The sequence below is a fragment of the Rhizobium albus genome (assembly GCA_030160035.1).
Lineage (GTDB): Bacteria > Pseudomonadota > Alphaproteobacteria > Rhizobiales > Rhizobiaceae > Georhizobium > Georhizobium albus.
This window is the reverse complement of sequence record BSNO01000003.1, coordinates 385387-403830: the sequence shown is the minus strand read 5'-3', so window position 1 is coordinate 403830 and position 18444 is coordinate 385387. Positions and strand designations below refer to the sequence as shown.

At 62.3% G+C, this 18444-nt stretch carries 18 protein-coding genes; 8 read left to right on the top strand and 10 right to left on the bottom strand.

Annotation, left to right across the window (positions count from 1 at the left end; translation table 11 throughout):
* Positions 1-204: 204 nt before the first annotated feature.
* Positions 205-1548, top strand: a complete 1344-nt coding sequence (locus tag QQL76_RS09765; RefSeq protein WP_499207460.1) for a UDP-glucose dehydrogenase family protein — start codon at positions 205-207, stop codon at positions 1546-1548.
* Positions 1549-1608: 60 nt separating this feature from the next.
* Here the strand turns inward: QQL76_RS09765 and QQL76_RS09760 are convergent, their stop codons facing one another.
* Positions 1609-1764 carry a hypothetical protein gene (locus tag QQL76_RS09760; protein ID WP_499207459.1) on the bottom strand — a complete coding sequence of 52 codons (156 nt, stop codon included), beginning with the start codon at positions 1762-1764 and terminating at the stop codon, positions 1609-1611.
* A gap of 181 nt (positions 1765-1945) precedes the next feature.
* Here QQL76_RS09760 and QQL76_RS09755 point away from each other — a divergent pair, with 181 nt between their 5' ends.
* Positions 1946-2482 carry a SixA phosphatase family protein gene (locus tag QQL76_RS09755; protein WP_499207458.1) on the top strand — a complete coding sequence of 179 codons (537 nt, stop codon included), beginning with the start codon at positions 1946-1948 and terminating at the stop codon, positions 2480-2482.
* Positions 2483-2607: 125 nt separating this feature from the next.
* Here QQL76_RS09755 and QQL76_RS09750 read toward each other — a convergent pair whose 3' ends face one another.
* The 3 genes from QQL76_RS09750 to QQL76_RS09740 form a co-directional block, all read right to left on the bottom strand.
* The gene (locus QQL76_RS09750) at positions 2608-3273 is read right to left on the bottom strand and encodes a hypothetical protein (RefSeq protein WP_499207457.1); all 666 of its coding nucleotides are present in this window, start codon (positions 3271-3273) and stop codon (positions 2608-2610) included.
* Between the two features lie 90 nt (positions 3274-3363).
* Complete coding sequence (locus QQL76_RS09745) at positions 3364-6831, bottom strand: S8 family serine peptidase (RefSeq protein ID WP_499207456.1); 3468 nt, start codon at positions 6829-6831, stop codon at positions 3364-3366.
* 271 nt (positions 6832-7102) lie between these two features.
* Positions 7103-7333 carry a hypothetical protein gene (locus QQL76_RS09740; RefSeq protein WP_499207455.1) on the bottom strand — a complete coding sequence of 77 codons (231 nt, stop codon included), beginning with the start codon at positions 7331-7333 and terminating at the stop codon, positions 7103-7105.
* A gap of 162 nt (positions 7334-7495) precedes the next feature.
* On the opposite strand from QQL76_RS09740, the gene QQL76_RS09735 reads away from it, so the two are divergent.
* On the top strand, positions 7496-8458 hold the full coding sequence (locus QQL76_RS09735) for a helix-turn-helix domain-containing protein (protein WP_499207454.1): 963 nt from the start codon (positions 7496-7498) through the stop codon (positions 8456-8458).
* 95 nt (positions 8459-8553) lie between these two features.
* Here QQL76_RS09735 and QQL76_RS09730 read toward each other — a convergent pair whose 3' ends face one another.
* Positions 8554-9549, bottom strand: a complete 996-nt coding sequence (locus QQL76_RS09730; protein ID WP_499207453.1) for a L,D-transpeptidase family protein — start codon at positions 9547-9549, stop codon at positions 8554-8556.
* A gap of 370 nt (positions 9550-9919) precedes the next feature.
* Here QQL76_RS09730 and QQL76_RS09725 point away from each other — a divergent pair, with 370 nt between their 5' ends.
* Genes QQL76_RS09725 through QQL76_RS09715 form a run of 3 tightly spaced genes read left to right on the top strand, consistent with a single transcriptional unit; the run spans position 9920 to position 12094 of the window.
* On the top strand, positions 9920-10684 hold the full coding sequence (locus QQL76_RS09725; protein WP_499207452.1) for an amino acid ABC transporter substrate-binding protein: 765 nt from the start codon (positions 9920-9922) through the stop codon (positions 10682-10684).
* Positions 10685-10691: 7 nt separating this feature from the next.
* A complete protein-coding gene (locus QQL76_RS09720) occupies positions 10692-11366 on the top strand; it encodes an amino acid ABC transporter permease (RefSeq protein WP_499207451.1) in 675 nt (224 codons plus the stop codon).
* Positions 11363-12094 carry an amino acid ABC transporter ATP-binding protein gene (locus QQL76_RS09715; protein WP_499207450.1) on the top strand — a complete coding sequence of 244 codons (732 nt, stop codon included), beginning with the start codon at positions 11363-11365 and terminating at the stop codon, positions 12092-12094. Before QQL76_RS09720 ends, QQL76_RS09715 begins: the two co-directional genes overlap by 4 nt.
* A 74-nt stretch (positions 12095-12168) precedes the next feature.
* Here the strand turns inward: QQL76_RS09715 and xth are convergent, their stop codons facing one another.
* The 3 genes from xth to QQL76_RS09700 form a co-directional block, all read right to left on the bottom strand.
* A complete protein-coding gene (xth, locus tag QQL76_RS09710) occupies positions 12169-12945 on the bottom strand; it encodes an exodeoxyribonuclease III (protein ID WP_499207449.1) in 777 nt (258 codons plus the stop codon).
* Positions 12942-13577, bottom strand: a complete 636-nt coding sequence (locus QQL76_RS09705; protein ID WP_499207448.1) for an alpha/beta hydrolase family protein — start codon at positions 13575-13577, stop codon at positions 12942-12944. Before QQL76_RS09705 ends, xth begins: the two co-directional genes overlap by 4 nt.
* Before the next feature lie 206 nt (positions 13578-13783).
* Positions 13784-14542: a Rossmann-fold NAD(P)-binding domain-containing protein gene (locus QQL76_RS09700; protein WP_499207447.1), complete on the bottom strand. Its 759-nt coding sequence runs from the start codon at positions 14540-14542 to the stop codon at positions 13784-13786.
* Positions 14543-14639: 97 nt separating this feature from the next.
* Between QQL76_RS09700 and QQL76_RS09695 the strand changes: the two genes are divergently transcribed.
* Together QQL76_RS09695 and QQL76_RS09690 are read left to right on the top strand one after the other, a co-directional pair.
* A complete protein-coding gene (locus QQL76_RS09695; protein WP_499207446.1) occupies positions 14640-15587 on the top strand; it encodes a helix-turn-helix transcriptional regulator in 948 nt (315 codons plus the stop codon).
* 100 nt (positions 15588-15687) lie between these two features.
* A complete protein-coding gene (locus QQL76_RS09690) occupies positions 15688-16038 on the top strand; it encodes a DUF2200 domain-containing protein (protein ID WP_499207445.1) in 351 nt (116 codons plus the stop codon).
* A gap of 30 nt (positions 16039-16068) precedes the next feature.
* On the opposite strand, the gene QQL76_RS09685 is transcribed toward QQL76_RS09690, so the two are convergent.
* Together QQL76_RS09685 and QQL76_RS09680 are read right to left on the bottom strand one after the other, a co-directional pair.
* Complete coding sequence (locus tag QQL76_RS09685; protein WP_499207444.1) at positions 16069-16728, bottom strand: transcriptional regulator; 660 nt, start codon at positions 16726-16728, stop codon at positions 16069-16071.
* Positions 16728-18089 carry a sensor histidine kinase gene (locus tag QQL76_RS09680; RefSeq protein WP_499207443.1) on the bottom strand — a complete coding sequence of 454 codons (1362 nt, stop codon included), beginning with the start codon at positions 18087-18089 and terminating at the stop codon, positions 16728-16730. The genes QQL76_RS09685 and QQL76_RS09680 overlap by 1 nt, the downstream gene beginning before the upstream one ends.
* Positions 18090-18444 lie beyond the last annotated feature (355 nt).

Genomic DNA, 18444 nt, shown 5'->3' with positions numbered 1-18444 from the left:
GCCTGAGTCCGTTTGGGACCCCGAACAAGCGCAGCAGGATGATGTTCCCTTGGATCGGCAATCATTTGTCCTGTGGCGGACGGCACTTGCGGCCGTGGAGGAAGCTTGAAGCTTCTTCCGGAACATCTGCAGCTTCATCCGGTTTGGAGGCCCGTTGTGCCGGATCACCGGCGAAGCTTTCTATTCCGATCGAGGAGCAACCCTATGGAAGTCGCTGTCATTGGTGCGGGCTATGTCGGCCTCACGACTGCCGCGTGTCTCGCAAGCCATGAAAACAGCGTCACCTGCATCGATACGGATGGAGCCCGCGTTGCAGCCTTGAATGCCGGTCGCATGCCGATTTACGAGCCTGGGCTGGACGTCGTCATCGAAAAGGCTGCGAAGGCTGGTCGGCTGCGGTTCACCACCGACGTGGCCACGAACGTACGCTCAGCCGACATCGTGTTCCTGGCTGTCGGGACGCCATCGGCTGCAGATGGCGGCGTCGATCTCTCCCAGATCGAGGCGGCGGCTGCATCGATCGGCCCGCATCTGAAATCCCGTGCGGTGGTCGTCATCAAGTCCACCGTCCCGCCGGGGACGGCGCAGCGGGTGAGCGCCATTCTCCAGACGCGGGCGTCCGCCGATGGCGTAACGGTCGTGTCGAATCCCGAATTCCTGCGCGAAGGGTCTGCGCTCAAGGACTGCCAGCATCCGGACAGGATCGTGATCGGCAGCTTCGACGACCACGGCGCGGCGATGATGCGGAAGCTCTATTCTCCGTTCGGGGCGCGGAACGTGCCGTTCGTGATGACGACGCCGGCCAATGCGGAGCTGATCAAATACGCCGCGAACGCCTTTCTCGCCATGAAGATCGGCTTCATCAACGATATCGCGGATCTTTGCGAAAAAATCGGCGGCGATGTCGGCGACGTCGCGCGCGGCATCGGGCTCGATGCCCGCATCGGCACGGCCTTCCTGCAGGCCGGACCGGGTTACGGGGGTTCCTGCTTTCCGAAAGACACGCGTGGCCTCGCGCATGCCGGCAAGGCCCATGGCGCGCCGCAACCGCTCGTGGAACTGGTGATCGAACGCAATGAAAACCGCATGCGCAAGATTGCGCGCAGAGTGCTCGACGCGCTGAGGATCAAAGACAGCGAAAGCACTGCACGGCGACAGGCGCGCGTGGCCATTTTCGGCCTTGCCTTCAAGCCGGAGACCGACGACATGCGCGATGCGCCGAGCCTTACCGTCATCTCCATGCTGCAGAAGGAAGGCGTCACGGTGAGCGCGCATGATCCTCACGCCATGGCAAACGCACGGGCGCTGCTTGACGATGTGGAGCTCTGCACCTGCCCCTATGAGGCCGCAAAGGATGCCGATGCCATCGTGCTCTTGACGGAATGGTCGAGTTTCCGCGCTCTCGACATCGGGCGCCTTGCCGGCACGATGCGCGGCCAATCGTTCTTCGATTATCGCAACGCCTTCAAGCCGAACGAAATTCTAGCGCATGGGCTCGACTATTTCGGCGTAGGACGCCCGGCGCAGGTCCATGCTCCGGCCGAATGATGAGGGAGAAGGCGATAGCGCCAGACAGGCGCGCGCCGGCACCGCTGCGACCGGAGGTGATCAGCTGCTCGCCTTGAAGCGGCGCCAGACCTTCAGCAGGCCCTCATCGTCATCGGCGAGGAGAGCAGCGTTGCGCCCAAGCACGAAACCGGTCGCGAGATGGGCCTTGGCAGAGGGCTCGGTTTCTATGACGGTGTGGATCAAACGATGCATCACGACGCGATCATTGTGCTCGCCGAGCGCCGTCTGTAGCTTTGCCAGTGCGCCGGCGAACTTCTTGCGCTTGGATCACGTGACGCCATGTCTTCTATGAACTGCGCTCGTATTCGTGCACGATTCAAGGCAGGCCGTCTTCGAGGGACTGTTTCCAGCATACTCCAACCGACAGGGTCTCGACATGCGCCGTTTGATGCTTTTGCGTCACGGAAAATCCGATTGGCCGGCCGGAGTTCCGGACGAAAGACGCCCGCTTGCCGAGCGCGGACAGAATGCGAGCAAAACCATGGCGCAGCATATGATCGATTGCGGGCTCCTGCCCGATCATGTGCTTGTGTCACCCGCCGTCCGCACTCTGCAGACGTGGGAGATCGTGGGCGAAGAGCTTGCGACCGCGGCAGCGGTTCCCGAAGCGGACATGCGACCGGCGATCTACGAGGCGGATGCCGCACAGGTGCTTGCAGAGGTGCGAACTCTTCCCGAGGACAAGCACTCGGTGCTCCTGGTGGGCCATAATCCCGGCCTTGAAGACCTGACCCGTCTTCTATGCCATGGCGGGGACGCCCTTGCATTGAGCCGCATCAAGGTCAAGTTTCCGACGGCCGCACTCGCCGTCATCGAACTTGGCTCGTCGCGCTGGTCCGAGGTTGGAGAGGGCTCCGGTCAGCTCGCTCGTTTCGACACGCCGCGTTCCATCACCGAAGCCGTGAAGAGCTAGCTGCTCTTCCAGCAGGATTTCAGGCCTGTTCGTTTAGCGGGCAGAGCTGATCATCGAGCCACCGTCCGACGTGATGGTCGCCGCCGATCATCGTAATAGCGACCATCCATGTCTTATGGCCGTTGTTACGAGCCGAACACTTCGGCGCAGCGCGAGAAGCTGGCGCCGACGCCCTGCGTATCACGCTGGACGCTGATCGAAGTGATCGTGTTGTTGGCATCTGCCGTGATCGAGAGCTCGCAGAGGAGCTGGCGCGTCTGGCCTTGTGGGCGCGCGGCCGGCTGGGCGCCGAGAGCTGCACCAGCAAGACGGCTGGGATCGAAGCCGACATTGACGCCGGAGGAGCGCGTTTGCGATTCCGTCACGCGGGTACCGTCGGCGCGGGTATATTCCTGCGTCGAGGTACGGCTGCGGCTGTCGGCGAAGACTGTCTGCGACGTCGCCTGCTGGCCGAACGGTGCCGTGCCGAACGGTTGGCCAAAGGCCGGCTGACCGAACGCAGGTTGGCCGAATGCAGGTTGGCCAAAGGCCGGTTGCCCAAAGCCTGGCAGTGGCGGAGGTGGTGGCGGCGGTGCGACGGACACGGTGCGCTCGCCGCCACGCCAGCTGTACATGCGTCCACCATCCTGTCGCTGATAGGTGGAGAATGGGGCGCCGTGACGGGCGAAGAAATCGTCGGCCGGTGTGCCGACATAGGATGAGCTGATCGAGTTCTGCGCGTCCGCCGTGGTCTGGCAGCCGGCGATGGCGAGAAGTGCGGGGATCATCAGCGCCGCAAGAGCTTGCTTCATGGTCTTCATGTTTCCTGGAGTTGGAGGATCTATCCCGGTCCGCCGCCGTCGCGACATGACCGGGAAGCGATGTCGTCGATCGTTTCGCCGCTACCAGCGCGCGATCAGGTTGACCCGCGCCCCGTGGGAGGCGAAGTCGGAGCGCACTTCCGTCTCGTAGGCGGCCGAAAGCGACACCGTGTCCGAAAGGGCCGCTTCGACCCCGAACGAGCCGACAAAGGCGTGGCGACCGATATCGGCACCAGCGGCTTCGAAGGATGCACCGAGGATGGAGGCAGTCCCGGAGGCATCAACCCGATCGAAGTCGAAGCGATAGGCAAGCCGCGCTTGCGGCTCGAGCGTCACCGAGCCGAGCTCGAAACTGTGGGACAGTGCGATCCCTGCCGTGGCGAAGGTCTGGTCGTAGGTCTTGCCTGCGATGTCGAGCGCAAATGCGCCTGCCTCACTGAAGCCACGGCGATCCAGTGCCCGGTAGCCGATGGCGGCAAAGGGCTCCACCGTTCCGACGTCGAACGTGTAGGGCTTCGACACCGCAAGGTCCGCGAAGCCACCGAAGCCCCGGAAAGAACTTTCGGCGACACCCAGGATGCCGGCGCGGCGCGTGTCGCCCGACGCATAGGAGAGACCGGCCGCGCCTGAAACGATCACGCCCGACCAGTCGTAGGAGCCGTAGACGCCGCCCTGCACGACGTCGATGTCGGCGGTGCCCGTCCAATCGTCGAGGCTGCTGGTGGAATAGGCACCGGCAAAGCCGATCGACGCCTGATTGCCGAACAGTGCATCGGGCGAACCTTCGATGCCGAGGGCGAAGCCTCTGAAATCAGCATCAAAGCCTTCGCCGTTGCCGGAGACCTGCACGCCACCGAGGAACGGCGTCGCCCAGACGGTGCCGGTAGCAGCGCCTTCTGCGGTCAAGCCGGTGTGGCGGGTGGCCAGTACATCCGAAAAACGTCCGATGGAACTCAGGCTTTCCTGTGCGACATCGACATGGATGGTTCCCGCGGCGCCGGACAAGGCGATCGGGACGGCATTCGCGCCGAGGCGGTAGAGCGGGTCGAAGATCGCAGCCGCTTCGGCGCTCGGACGCGTGCCGGCCGCCGGACGGATGGCTTGCAGCGCGGCCCCGACGGAACGTGCAGCCGTCTGGTTGCCTGCGGCACCGGCCGCAAGCGCAGTGCCGTAATCCGACGGCGTTGCCACGAGCGACAAGGTTTGCTGGCCGTAGAGCACATCGAAGCGCGAGCCCTCAGGCAGTCCATCGGTCGGTTGGGTCAGGCTGGCGAAGGAGCCAGCGACGACGCCATTCGGTGTTTCGACGAACCTGAAGGTCTCGCCGAGCGCGGGGACGAAGCTGTTCGTCGCCGGGCCGGTGATGCCGCGCAGTTGTGGTGCAAGCGTGCCGGCGGCAGTGAAAGCATCGAATGCGCCGAGCGCAATGATGCGATCGAAGTTCCCCGCACCATTGCCGGTGCCGGCTCCGTCGATCTCGATCGCCGTCGTGGCGCTGTCGAGAAGGCCCACGGTGCCCGAGACTGTCAGCGTGCCTGGCGAACTGCCGGGCGCGATAGTGCCCGCCACCCCGACATCGCTTTGAATAAAGCCTGAACCGCCAAGCAATGCGCCGGGGCCGACAAAGAGACGCGGAGCCGCAAAGCGTCCATCGACCTGAAGCCCGCCTTCGATGATGGCCGCTTCCTGACCGAACGAAATAGTTGTGTCCGCAGCGGTCGTCAGCAGGCCCTGCCCCGTCTTGAGGAGAGCTCCGTCGGAGGCAAAGCTGAAGCGCCAGAGATGGGTATCATCGACATTCGCCTGATAGAGTTCGGAGGAATCGCCAGTCAGGCCGATCGGTCCCTGCAACGCCTGGTCGAGCCGCAGAAGGCCATGGCCGAAGATCTCATCGATGCCGGGCGCACCGAGATCTTCCGCGGTCTGGAACATGATCTCGACGATACGCCCAGGTGTGAAGCCGGGATAGGCTTCGACGAGCACCGCGAGCGCGCCTGCGACATGCGGAGCGGCCATCGACGTTCCTGCCTTGAACCCATAGGGCGGAGCATCTCCATTCGGAAATGCGGGGTTGGTGTCTGCAATGTTTTGCGGAATGGCCGAAAAGATCGAACGCTCTGTCGGTTTACCGTCCGCATCTTCGACGAAATCGCCGCCTGGCGCGGCGATGCACCAGCGCGCAGCCACGCCGCAGCGGTTCGAGAACATCGAGATCTGCTTCTGGGCGCCGACGGCGACGACGGTCACGATGCGGCCGTAGGCCTCTCCAGTTGCGGCTTCCAGAGCTGCCAACTGGTCCGGATGAAGATGCGAATAGTCGAGGCCAAGCCCGCCATCATCAAAGACAGGGGCACCAATCGAGTTCGTGATACCGAGATTTTCGGGCGATATGAATGGTGCGATGCCAAGCCCGTCCGGGCTTTCGGACTTGATGGGGGCGATGTCAAAACCATTGCCCGCGGCAGCAACCCAGATTTTGCCGGACATCACGTAGTCACTGAGTGCGTCAAAGGATGGCTTTTCCACCCCTACGTTGACAGTCGCCTCCCCCGGTTGCGGGCTAGGGCCAAAAGAGCCGTTTGTAATGCGCACATCAGACTGTGTTGTCAGATAGCGAATCGCTTCGGCCACATACTGCTCGGTAGGAAGCTTCGGCGCACAGTCGACGCCGTTCGATGTCAGAAAGCTTGGCCCACAAACTTGCAGCGCAATAAGCGGCAGAGGACCAAAACTTCCATTGGCTGGAATCGTATTGATCGAAAGGATGTTTGCGCCCGGAGCAACGCCAACCATACCCTTTCCATCGCGGGCTGCAGCGATGATGCCTGCCACGTGAGTTCCGTGGCCGTCTACGTCATCGAAGCCGTTCACTGTTTCCTGATCGAAGAGTTTCTGAAGCGCTCCTTTAGGATCGCGCTGGAATTCTTCGGGAGTAACCGTGGGGTCGATCCAGTAGAAATAGCTGGTCGAGCGCGGATCGATCCGGTCTTCGAATTCCGGGTGGGCAGAGCCGTCCAGGCGTCGCGCGATGCCGGAATCGACAACACCGACAGTCACACCTTTACCCGTGAGGCCCATGCGGTCTGCCGCATCGGCACCCGACATCAGCCAGCCGAAATTGGCTTCCTCTTCGCTAAGCTCGGAGACTGGCACCGCCGGGTCCGCGCCGGGCGGGAGTGCGGTGCCGGCTGAGGCCGCAGCCATTGCAAGACCAACGTCCTTTGCCTTGCCGATCGTTTCGCCGGCCAGTGTCGAATGAGCGACCGCGGCCGATTCGATGAGCGCCGCATGCTCGGGCGCCAACCGCACATTTTCGATGATGGACGCGATGACGGAGCGCTGGCCGTAACGCGACGCCAACGCCATCGCCTCTGCCAAACGCTTTGAAAGCTCGGCCTGCTCCGATGTCTGCGCCGCGATAGGGGTGCGCTCAGCTGCGCCGACATGTGCAGGAGCGAGCGTCAGCGCCGATACGCCGGCGAGAAACATGGCTGCGAGTGCGGCGGTCCGGGTGCCGGACCGGCTAGTGGAAGATTCAAAGAAGTGCATGCGCTTGGGTGCCAACCTGAAGAGAACTGCGATGATGATGCGATGGACGCCACATCGACCGCGTTCCCACAGCGTTGCCGGCCGGAACCTTTGTCGTTCCGGATCGCCGCTCAGAAAGCCCCCAATGCTTCCGCCCGCGATTGTTCTAGCAACCTAGCTCTTGAAACCGTTAGCGACGACGTATCAAAAATAGCCCTGTTTCTTATCCCTGCGTCTCACCCGTGCAGGTGACCTCGGCCCGGAGAAAATGCGACCCCGCGCAGCGCTGGCCTTAGATCCCGTCCTGCGGACGCACAGACCCGATCGTCACGGAATGATCGTGGACGAGGTCGAGATAGGAGGAGAGGTGCGGCATCCGCTCATCTGGCAACGGCTCGGTTGCGGCCATCGTCAGCACCAGCGTGAAGAGAAGCCCTATGCAAGCGGTTGCGACCGCGGACTGCGCGTTCGCCGATTCAATCTTTGACTGCGCCCGTTTTTGGCGAAGCGGCTCGACTTGCATGATGGCCCCCCAGACCCGTACTGCAAATCTACCGTTGGCGCCGGAGAAACTGTTAGTCGGCGCGTCTCAGGCTCTTCACCCGAATTTGACTGGCCGTTCCAATCTCAGTGTGTATGCCCTAACTCAGTCGACATTCATCCATTCGCCAAAGAGGAGAGAACTTTGACGAACCTTGCACCGACACAGCGGCTTCACTCCAAGGATACCAATTTCTGGAGCCATCGTGTTGGGGTGATGTTCGAGACGGAGTTTGATCCTGAATCCCCCTTTTCGATCAACGTGCAGAGCACGCAGCTCGGCCGGATGATCATCAGTGAAATGCGCACGTCCACGTTTCACTTCGCCCGAAGCGCCCGCAAGATGCGCTCGGACATGCTCGACCATGTGATGATCCGGCTCGATGCGACGCCGCAGGGCCATCGATTGAATGTCGTCGACTTCGGTCAGACGCTTGAGGATTTCGAGGAAATTTCGCCCCGCAACGTGTCGCTGATCATGCCGCGGGAAGTCATGAGCGAGGCCGTGCGCGATCCGGGTCGATTGCACGGCGTTCTGGTGCCGGATGCGGGGGTGCAGCTCTTGAGCGGCTTTCTCGACATGCTGCCGACCTACGCGCCGACCTTGCGTCTCGATCAGTCGACTGGCGTTGCAACCACCTTGACGGACCTGATTGCGGCGACGCTGTGCGAAGCGCCCTCCAGCAGGGACCGGGGGCGCGAAGCGATCGCGATTGCCACGCGCCAGCGCGCGCAGGATTACATTCGGCGTACCATTACCGATCCCGCCTTGGGCCCGGCTAAGATTGCCCATCATTGCGGCGTTTCGCGCTCGACGCTCTACCGGCTGTTCGAGCCGCTCGGCGGCGTCTCCCACTATGTGCAGGAGACCAGACTGCACCACACCTATCGGCTGCTGTGCAACCGCGAGGAGCGCCGCCGGATCGGCGACATAGCCGATGAGGCAGGCTTCAGCAGCGACGCACATTTCTCCCGCGCGTTCCGCCGCAAGTTCGGCATGAGCCCGCGCGACGTTCGCGCCGCCGTGCACGAACAGGACGACCTGCCGCCGGCCTACCGCATCGACACGCGAAGCCAGCCCTTTGGCGCCTGGCTGCATGCGCTGTAGCAACGATCAGGTGAGTCTGGCGGGCGGCGTGCGTGGCCTGACGTGATCGCTTCCGTCAGCGGCGCACGCTCTTCGGAATCATCCTCGTCTTACTCTTACGGCCGGTACGGGTCGACCAGCGCGGCATCCGGGCGGCTGACGGGAACACGGGTGCGGGAGGACATCTTCGACAGGCGATCGGCACCGCGCTTTTCGAGGAGTGACCGAAAGGTCTGATGCATGCCGCCATCCACATAGGCATGCACGGGCGCAAGGGTCTCGGCGCTGATCGCCTTCTCGTATGCCACGGCTTCCGTTGCGCGCAGAGCGGCGACGAGCGGATTTTCGGATTGCTCGGCGACCGGACATGCTGCCAAAGGATCGAGCGAAGCAGCATCGGCAAACATCATGTCAAAGACATAGCGCCTTCCACAGGCAGAAACCTGGGGCTGTCGGCGTGTCGCTTCGAAGATGTCGTAGCCTTCCTTCAAATTGTTCCAGAACGGCATGTTCGCATTGCCCCGGTGTCGGGCCATGTTGCGCGCGTTCATCCGGAACGGCAGGGACTGCACCTGAACGCTCTGCTGCCCGGACCCGAGAGCGTCCCTCACCACGGCATAGATTTCCGCGACGCCCTCGTCGGTCATCGCAAAGCAGCCCGCAGACGAGCACGCGCCATGCACCATCAGCGATGCGCCCGTGTAGCCGAGCGCGCTTTCGAGCCGGTTGGGATAGCCGAGATTGAACGAGAGGTGGTATTGCGACTGCGGGTTCAGCATCGCCGCGGTCACATGATAGAACCCCTCGGGCGCCTGACGATCGCCGGAAGTCGTCTTCGGGCCAAGTTTGCCGGACCAGCGGCACATGGGATAGGTTTTCAGATGGGCGAATTTGCCTGTCCGATCCTGTTTCCAGATCTCCAGTTCGCTCTCTTCCTTGAAAATCCGGATGAGGACCGGGGACGCAGGCGACATGCCTTTCTCGCTCATTTGGGCGACCAGCGTTGTGGGGATCGGCACGTTTCCGCGGTCGGCGAACTCGTCCATGACCGAAACGCAACCGGACAAACACATCGCCAGCACGGCAACGACTGCAGTGAGGCGAAGTGACATGCAGCATTCCTCGATTTGTGCGCGGCTTTCGTTCAAACGACGAGGCTAGCCACCGCGCATTAAGAGGCGATTAACGATAAGCCCCTCGACCCCGGGCAGACGGCATAACGTTCCTATCGCAGACGCCTCGGGTCGGCCAAATCACACCTCAAGACAGTAGATGTTTGAAGGCACCAAGCTGAGGAGAGGAGGCCGGCAAAATGGCGGACAGGCCGGTCAAGCAAAAGCAAACTCCATTCCTTTGCGATATTGGTTGGACTTACCCGGTCGTGCCATTGTCTCATCGGTGATCGGCAGCCATATCCTCGATCAAGCGTTCATAATTCTGCTGGTGGTCTTTTGCGGATCGCCATTGATAGGAGACAGTTCCATGTTGCTCAAGGCAATGCTCGCCGCGGCCGCCGTGGCCACCTTTACAGTTCCCTCCTACGCGCAGGAGAGCGCGGAGCCGATCACTGTTGGCATGTCGGGCGGCTATTTTCCCTTCACCTTCGTTCGGCAGGATGAACTGCAGGGCTTCGAGGTGGACCTCATGAAAGCGATCGGAGAAGAACTGGGACGCGAAATTCAGTTCGAGACCATGTCGTTTTCCGGTCTCATCGGCGCGCTGCAGGCCGGCCGCATCGACACGGTCGCAAACCAGATCACGATCACGCCGGAACGCGAGGCGACCTTCATCTTCAGCGAGCCTTATGTTTATGACGGCGCGCAGATCGTGACGCGCGAGGGCAGCGAGGACACCATCTCGGGCCCGGAGGATCTCAGCGGCAAGTCCGTCGCCGTCAATCTCGGTTCCAATTTCGAGGCCCTTCTGCGCGAACTGCCCAATGCCGACGAGATCGATATCCGCACCTACGAAAGCAATATCGAGCAGGACACGGCGCTCGGCCGCGTCGACGCCTTCGTGATGGACCGCGTTTCCTCAGCCCAGGTGATCAAGGAGAGCCCGCTGCCGTTGGCGCTTGCCGGCACACCTTTCAGCGAAATCCGCAATGCCTATCCCTTCCGCGACGACGAGGAAGGGCGCGCGCTCAGGGACGATGTCAACGCGGCTGTCGACACCCTGCGCGAAAATGGCACGCTGACGGAAATCTCGCAGAAGTGGTTCGACGCCGACATCACCAAGCCGGAGTAAGTGAGGCATGCGGGCGCTCGATCTGGAGTACATGCTTGGTCTCGTGCCCGTCATCCTTGGCTATGTGCCACTGACGCTCGCCATGGCGAGCGTTTCCATGGTGCTGGCGCTGATCATCGCGTCGCTTCTGGCCGTCGAGCGCGTCGTGCGCGTTCCCGTGCTCGACCGGCTGGTCGTCCTCTTCATCAGCTTCTTCCGCGGGACGCCGCTGCTGGTGCAGTTGTTTTTGTTTTATTACGGGCTCCCGCAGGTCTTTTCCGTTCTGACGCAGATCAACGGCGTGACCGCCGCGATCATGGGCCTGACACTGCATTTCTCGGCTTACATGGCCGAAAGCATCCGTGCTGCGATCGTCGGCGTCGACCGAAGCCAGTGGGAAGCGAGCCAGGCCGTCGGCATGACGCAAATCCAGATGATGCGACGCATCATCCTGCCTCAGGCGGCACGCGTCGCCGCCCCGACGCTCGTCAATTACTTCATAGACATGATCAAGGGGACGTCGCTCGCCTTCACGCTCGGCGTTACGGAGATGATGGGAGCGACCCAGAAGGAAGCGGCCGGAAGCTTCCTCTATTTCGAAGCATTCGTCGTCGTCGCAATCCTGTACTGGATCATCGTCGAGGCACTGTCCTTCGTCCAGCGCCTGCTTGAGGAACGGTTGAACAAGGCCTATGCGCGATGATCCGACTTGAAGGACTGACAAAGCGTTTCGGCAACAACACCGTACTCGCCAGCATCGATCTGCAGATCGAGGCCGGCGAGCGGATCGTCGTCATCGGGCCCTCCGGCACGGGCAAGTCGACGCTGCTCCGATGCATCAACTTCCTCGACCGTCCCGACGCCGGAATCATCTCGATCGGCGACCTCACCGTCGATGCAGCGCGGGCGACGCGCAAAGACATCCTGGCGCTCAGGCGCCGTACCGCCTTTGTCTTCCAGAACTATTCGCTGTTCGCCAACAAGACTGCGCGGGAGAACATCACGGAGGCGCTCGTCACCGTCCACGGCCAGTCGCGCGCGCAAGCGGAAGCCCGCGCCGACACGATTCTCGGTGAAACCGGGCTATCGGACAAGGCCGGATCCTATCCGGCGGCGCTTTCGGGCGGCCAGCAGCAGCGCGTCGGCATCGGACGGGCGATGGCGCTCGATGCGGATCTCATGCTTTTCGACGAACCCACCTCCGCGCTCGATCCCGAGTGGGTGGGCGAAGTGCTCGACCTGATGCGCCGCGTCGCGGAGAGCCGGCAGACGATGCTGATCGTCACCCACGAAATGCAGTTCGCCCGGGAAATCGCCCACCGCGTGATCTTCATGGAAGGCGGACGCATCGTCGAGCAGGGCCGGCCCGAAGCCATCTTCGACGATCCGCAGGATCAGCGCACCCGCGATTTCCTGCGCAGAGTGACGTGAAGGTACTGGCCGTTTTCTCTCGCGCCGCACGTCATTCCCAGCAACTTCAGATCGATAATCCGGACTCCAAGCCTTCAGCGCGGGGATAGCCTGATCCAGACGGGCGCGTGGTCGCTGGCGCCTTCAAGCCCCCTCACCGCGCGATCGACTCCCGCATCTTCCAGCTTTTCGCGCAGGTTGCGGCTCAGAAGCAAATGGTCGAGGCGCAGCCCGGCATCGCGCGGCCAGCGCATGCGTTTGTAGTGCCAGAAGGTGTAGATACGCTCGTCGGGATAGCAATGGCGCAGAGCGTCGAGCCAGCTGCGGCCGATGAGGCTTCGATAGGCGGCACGGCTTTCGGGCTGGATCAGGGCGTCGTCATCCCAGGATTTCGTCGGATAGATGTCGAGATCGGTCGGGGCAACATTGTAGTCACCCGCAAGAACGACCGGCGCGCCGGATTTGCGTAACTGCGTGGCATGCTTTTTCAGCCGGGCGAGCCAGGCGAGCTTGTAGTCGAATTTGGGTCCGGGCTGCGGGTTGCCGTTTGGCGCATAGATCGAGGCGATGAGGATGCCGGCGACGGCCGCCTCGATGTAGCGAGCCTGCTGGTCGGCCGGATCGCCCGGCAGACTGCGGCGGGTCATCACCGGCGCGCCGACGCGCGAGAGCACGGCAACGCCGTTCCAGCTCTTCTGCCCGGCCCAGACCGCATCATAGCCCGCTTTTGCAATCGCATCTTGCGGGAAGGCACCCTGCTCCGCCTTCAGCTCCTGCAGGCAGACGATGTCCGGCTGTGCGACCTCCAGCCACGCGATGAGATTTGGCAGCCGTTTTTTGACGCCATTGATGTTGAAGGTCGCGATCTTCATGGACGCAGCACGCGCTCCGCCCAGTCTCGCGTCGTCTGGGCGAGCGTCGCCAGGTGGTCGGACAGGGAGAAGCCGGAGAGCTTCTTGCGCGGCTTCAGATCGTGATCGCCGTCCTGGAGCCACAGCATCTCGATCCCATCCGAGAGCGCATAGGTCGCGACTTCCGCCTGCGTGCCGAAGGGATCGCGCGTGCCCTGGCAGATAAGCGTCGGCGTTTCGAGCCGTTCGAGATGAGCCGTGCGCAGTTGCTCAGGCTTCGCGGGCGGGTGGAAGGGGTAACCGAGACACACCAGGCCGGCGACGGTGCCTTCGTCGTGGAGCTCGTCGGCTACCATCGATGCGACCCGGCCTCCCATCGACTTGCCGCCGATGATCAGCGCCCCGTTGCAGTCGAGTGCCGCCACCGACTGGCGGTATTCGTCAAGCAGCCGCTCGGCTTTCGGCGGTGGGCTGCGCTTGCCCTGACGGCGGGCTGCCATATAGGCGAATTCGAACCGCGCGACGCGGAACCCTGCCCGCACCAGGGCCTCGGTGATGGCATTCATCGCGTCGGAATCCATCGGAGCACCCGCGCCATGGGCGAGAAGGAGCGTCGCGAAGGCGTCGTCCGGTCCCTCGATGAGAAATGACATGCGCGATCCCCTATTCGATGATCGCTAACGTCCAGCCAGCCGATGGGTTTCGTCCTGACGACCGCAGCCAATCTCAGACAAACTAGCGTTTGTTCTGCAAGCGAGGGTGCTGCGTCGTCAACATGTTGGCCTCCGGGTGACGCACATGTCGGTCGTCGATGGCGTATCCGGACCCGCCAGCGACAAGCCGGCGGGTCCGGACGCGATTACCAAGGGACGGTTTCGTTGACCGATCCCGTGAACGTGCCCGTCGGGCCATCACTGCCAAGCAAAGCGACGCGCACGGCTTCGGCGGCCCCCTGCTCGACCGTTTCGTGGCCTTCGTAAATGTTGAGCGCGGTGCTGGTGTATCCCGGGGTGACGGCGTTGACCTTGATGTTTTCAGCTTCAAGGTCGATCGCAAAAGCAAGCGTGATCGCGTTCAGCGCGGTCTTCGACGCGCCATAGCCGGGGTTGAAGGTCGCCCGATGCGGATGAGGCGCAGCGTTGACAGTGAGCGAGCCGAGGCCGCTCGACACGTTGACGATGCGGGCGCTGTCCGACTTGCGCAACAGCGGAACTAACGCCTGCGTAACGGCAAGAACGCCGAAGACATTTGTTTCCCAGATGGTCCGCACTTCGTCGATTGCGATGACCGTTGCGCGCGACCGCTCGATATAGTCCTGCATCGTCTCCGATAGCTGGCCGTTGGCGCGGGAGATGGCAGCGTTGTTGACCAGAATGTCGAGGCGGCCGAATTTTTCGGATACCTGCTCTGCGGCGGCACGGATCGACGCTTCATCCGTTACGTCGAGCTGGATCGGATGGACATCGCCTTCGATTTCTTCGGCCGCTGCCTTGCCGCGGTCAAGATTGCGCGAGGCGAGCAATACGGTCAGGCCTTTGCCCGCAAGGTCGGTCGCGATCTGACGCCCGATGCCCTGATTGGCGCCGGTGACAAGTGCGATGCGTTTGTTCTCAGTCATGACAGGATCCTGTTCTTGAGTGACAGAACGGGAGATGGTCACGGTAGACTGGACGTTCTATGCTCAAGCGTCCAACAGAATTTCGAAAGCGTCCAGAATGGCCGATCCCCTTGCTCAGATCGTTGGTTTGCTGCAGCCGGGTGCACCCTTTTCGAAGTGCGTTACCGGCTCGGGCCCCTGGCGCGTGCGGCGAACACAATCGCCCAATCCCTACTATGTCGCCGTCATCATGGGCAGCGTGCGCTACAGAGACGCGAAAGATGGCGACGTGATCGTCAACGCAGGCGATTTCATCCTCATTCCGTCCGCCCAGGATTTCATGATGTGGAGCGAGGCCCCAAGCGTCGACGCGGACATGGTTGTCGAGCCGATCATCCTGCCCGAGGGTGGTTACCGCGTGGGAAGGGTGGATGGTCCGGTCGATATGCGGGCGCTCGTCGGCTACTGCATTTTCCAGTCCGAGGACGCGGTATTGCTCTCATCGCTTCTTCCGGAACTCGTCGTCGTGCGCGGCGAGCATCGGCTCGCTATGCTGATGCAATTGCTGGGCGAAGAGGCCGTGGGCAGCAAACCCGGTCGCGAGGTCGTCCTGCAGCATCTGCTCGAGGTGCTCCTCATAGAAGCGCTGCGATCGGCGGCCGATCTCGGCGAGGCGCCAGGCCTGTTGCGCGGACTATCTGATGACCGGCTAGCGCTGGCCATCAGGGCCATGCATGCCAGCCCCGGGCGCGGGTGGACGGTTGCGGAACTGGCCCGCGAGGCAGCCCTGTCGCGCTCCGGCTTCCATGACCGCTTTCAAAACGAAGTGGGGATGGCGCCGATGGAATATCTGAAGGCCTGGCGCCTGGCGCTGGCCAAAGATCTGCTGCGCAAGCGGGAGAGAAGTGTCGGCGAGATTGCGCGGCTGGTGGGCTATCGGTCTGCAGCCGCATTCAGCGTCGCCTTCATGCGCGGCGTCGGCGTCTCACCAGCCCGCTATGCGCGCGATACGGCTGCCATTCCTGCCGGTACCATGGCAGAGGACTTCGATGGTGCCATCGCCTGATCCTCATCGCGCATTGACCAGTGCACGCGGCTGAGATTTCCTTTTATTCTCGTGTCTCGACAATCAGCGGCTCGTAGGTCCGCCAACATGAGGACTGTTCATGTCCGGCCACCGCGTCTTCTCCATGAAGTTCTCGAAGGTCTATCCGCTCTATGTGCAGAAGGTGGAGCGCAAGCAGCGGACGAATGACGAGGTCGATCGGGTGATTTGCTGGCTCACCGGCTATGATCAGGCTGGCCTGGAACGGCAAATCGAATTGGAGACCGACATCGCCTCCTTTTTCGAGCAGGCGCCCGCGTTCAATCCGAAGAGTGCGCTCATCACCGGTCTCATCTGCGGCGTTCGCGTGGAAGCGGTCGAAGATCCGCTCATGCAGAAAATCCGCTATCTGGATAAGCTGATCGACGAGCTTGCGAAGGGGAAGGCAATGCAGAAGATCCTGCGAGAATGATCGTAGGCGCAAGCACCTGTCTTCACCCGCTCACCACTCGGCAATCTGCTTCTCATAGGCCTTGGCGATGAGTGTCGCCTCGGTGCGATTGCGCACCTTGAGTTTGCCGAAAATGCCGGTGAGATGTGACTTGACGGCTTTCTCCCCCACCTGGAGCGTCGTTGCCACTTCCCGATTGCTGAGCCCCCTGGCAACGAGGCTGAGCACCGAGCGCTCGCGTGGCGTGAGGCTTTCCAGTGCTGTCCATTGAGGATCGATCTGGTCGCGCCGCCTTGCGCGCGCCAGAAGAGCCAGCGCGAGTTTCGGCGCCATGTGCGTCTGGCCGGACGCGACATTCTGCACGGCGGAAATCAGTTCGCGGGCGGAGGTGCCTTTCAGGATGTAGCCGATGGCGCCGGCCTCCACCGCATCGAAGACATCGTCGTCGTTCTCGGAGACGGTCAACATGACCACCTTGGTCTCCGGCACGGACTGCGTGATCGCCCGCGCGGCTTCGATCCCTCCTCCGGGCATGGAGACATCGATCAGCGCGATATCGGGGCGCAGCCTTTCGGCCAGCGCCTCGGCTTCATCGGCGGAACTGCCTTCCGCGATGACACGGATCTGAGGATCCAGTGCCAGCGATTGAACGACGCCTGCGCGGAAGATGGAGTGATCGTCGACGACGATGACGGAAACCGATCGGGCCATTAAGCAGTCTCTTTCAGCAATGTCATTTCAAGTCTCGTCGGCATCTGCCCGTCATGGGCGATCGTGAAGGTTCCGCCCAGACTTTCGACGCGCTCCTTGAGGCCGGAGATACCGAGGCCGGGGCGACCGTCCCATGATGCGCTGTTCTCGTTCGGCAGATTGGATACGCTGACACGCACCGTCTCGGCATCGATATCGCAGCAGGCCGTGGTCGCCGTTCCAGGTGCATGGCGGTGCACGTTCCAGAGCGCCTCCTGCAGAAAGCGGTAGACGCAGATCTTGAAGGATCGCGACAGCACCGGATCGTCGATGGTGATGAACCGGTCGACCTTGCTTCCAGTGCGTTCCTCATGGGCGCCGATGGCCGCGTCGATGAGTTTCGGGACAGGCATCCGATCGAGATCGGGCAGGACGAGGCCCTGTGACATGTTGCGGATTTCGCCGACGGCTTCGACAAGCGCCCGCTCCACGTCCTCGATCATCGCCGAGCGCTCCGCGATAGACCGCGCGCGTCTGATCTGCTCGAGTTTCAGCGTCGAATAGCTGATCAGTTGAGCCGGGCCGTCATGCAGGTCGGCGCCGATACGGCGATAGGCCTTCTCCTCGCGCTCGACGAGGCGGGCGGTCGCCGACTGCACGGCATCCTTCAGGCGCCGAACCTCGTCGAGCGCACGCTCCGTTTCCTCGATGCGCTCGACCAGCCCGCGCTGCTGCGCCCGGATGATCGCGTTGCCGCGCATGACGACGGTGAGCAACCCGGCCATGACCAGCAAGGCCAGCGTGACGACGAGCGCCCAGTTGCGCCGCGTCGCGAAGTCCAGCTCCTGGCGCACCGCTTCCGCACTTTCATGGATCTCGGCCACCGCGATGATCGTCCCCCCGCCGAGATCGCGGATCGGCGTGTAGATCTCGAGATATTCTTCGTCGAGCTGGCGCACCGTGTGTTCCTGCGCCCTCAGATCCGTGAAATCGGAAGCGATCTCGCCTTGAAAAGCGACCGCGAGGCTGGGCGGCGGCGGGTAGGTTCGGCCGATCATCTCGCGGTGGTTCGAATAGACGATCGTGCCATCGGCTTTCCATATCTCGATGAAGGGGAATCGGTCGCGCAGCACAGGGTCGAGGAACGTGCGATCCAGGGCTTCGATCGCGGTATCCGGAAGAACGGCAGCAACAGTGAGATCCTGCACGTGCGGCGTGACGATGCTGTCGACGAAGAGCGCGGTCGACGATGCGGCCGTGCCGAGCACGTTGCGGGTGATGAGCGTGGTGCTCATCCAACCGACAAGCGCCGTGGTTGCAATGACGACTGCGCCGCCAAACAGCGCAAAACGCTTCGCTATATCGGCATCCAGTACCAGCATGGGCGATCCCAAGGCCTGCAACGTTCTTCTCGGGGCGCGTTTTCCCGCGCCGCCAATGATCCGAGAAGAAGAAAGACCTGAAGTCTCGGGTTCCGCAAGCGGTCCATGGTCGAACATAGACTAGGTCCATGGTCCATGGATGACCTCCGTCATGACCGCGACGGCACAAACGCCGGAGTTGTATTCCTACGAAGCGCTACCCGATCTGCCGGACGATCAGGCGTTACGCCGATTGGTGGCCCATCCTATCCTTGTCCTCACTTCGAGAACCGAGAAGCGGCGGGGCAAGCCAGCTCAAAAGGTACTCCGACGGGTCAGGATGGTCGCCATTCTGCCGACGGCCCTGCTTTGTCTC

Bases quoted from the DNA above. Each gene is read 5' to 3' on its own strand.
- QQL76_RS09700 (WP_499207447.1), bottom strand. From the start codon at position 14,542: ATGACTGAGAACAAACGCATCGCACTTGTCACCGGCGCCAATCAGGGC.
- QQL76_RS09750 (WP_499207457.1), bottom strand. From the start codon at position 3,273: ATGAAGCAAGCTCTTGCGGCGCTGATGATCCCCGCACTTCTCGCCATC.
- QQL76_RS09680 (WP_499207443.1), bottom strand. From the start codon at position 18,089: ATGCTGGTACTGGATGCCGATATAGCGAAGCGTTTTGCGCTGTTTGGC.
- QQL76_RS09685 (WP_499207444.1), bottom strand. From the start codon at position 16,728: ATGGCCCGATCGGTTTCCGTCATCGTCGTCGACGATCACTCCATCTTC.
- QQL76_RS09725 (WP_499207452.1), top strand. From the start codon at position 9,920: ATGTTGCTCAAGGCAATGCTCGCCGCGGCCGCCGTGGCCACCTTTACA.
- QQL76_RS09765 (WP_499207460.1), top strand. From the start codon at position 205: ATGGAAGTCGCTGTCATTGGTGCGGGCTATGTCGGCCTCACGACTGCC.
- QQL76_RS09720 (WP_499207451.1), top strand. From the start codon at position 10,692: ATGCGGGCGCTCGATCTGGAGTACATGCTTGGTCTCGTGCCCGTCATC.
- xth (WP_499207449.1), bottom strand. From the start codon at position 12,945: ATGAAGATCGCGACCTTCAACATCAATGGCGTCAAAAAACGGCTGCCA.
- QQL76_RS09755 (WP_499207458.1), top strand. From the start codon at position 1,946: ATGCGCCGTTTGATGCTTTTGCGTCACGGAAAATCCGATTGGCCGGCC.
- QQL76_RS09740 (WP_499207455.1), bottom strand. From the start codon at position 7,333: ATGCAAGTCGAGCCGCTTCGCCAAAAACGGGCGCAGTCAAAGATTGAA.
- QQL76_RS09695 (WP_499207446.1), top strand. From the start codon at position 14,640: ATGGCCGATCCCCTTGCTCAGATCGTTGGTTTGCTGCAGCCGGGTGCA.
- QQL76_RS09745 (WP_499207456.1), bottom strand. From the start codon at position 6,831: ATGCACTTCTTTGAATCTTCCACTAGCCGGTCCGGCACCCGGACCGCC.
- QQL76_RS09730 (WP_499207453.1), bottom strand. From the start codon at position 9,549: ATGTCACTTCGCCTCACTGCAGTCGTTGCCGTGCTGGCGATGTGTTTG.
- QQL76_RS09705 (WP_499207448.1), bottom strand. From the start codon at position 13,577: ATGTCATTTCTCATCGAGGGACCGGACGACGCCTTCGCGACGCTCCTT.
- QQL76_RS09690 (WP_499207445.1), top strand. From the start codon at position 15,688: ATGTCCGGCCACCGCGTCTTCTCCATGAAGTTCTCGAAGGTCTATCCG.
- QQL76_RS09715 (WP_499207450.1), top strand. From the start codon at position 11,363: ATGATCCGACTTGAAGGACTGACAAAGCGTTTCGGCAACAACACCGTA.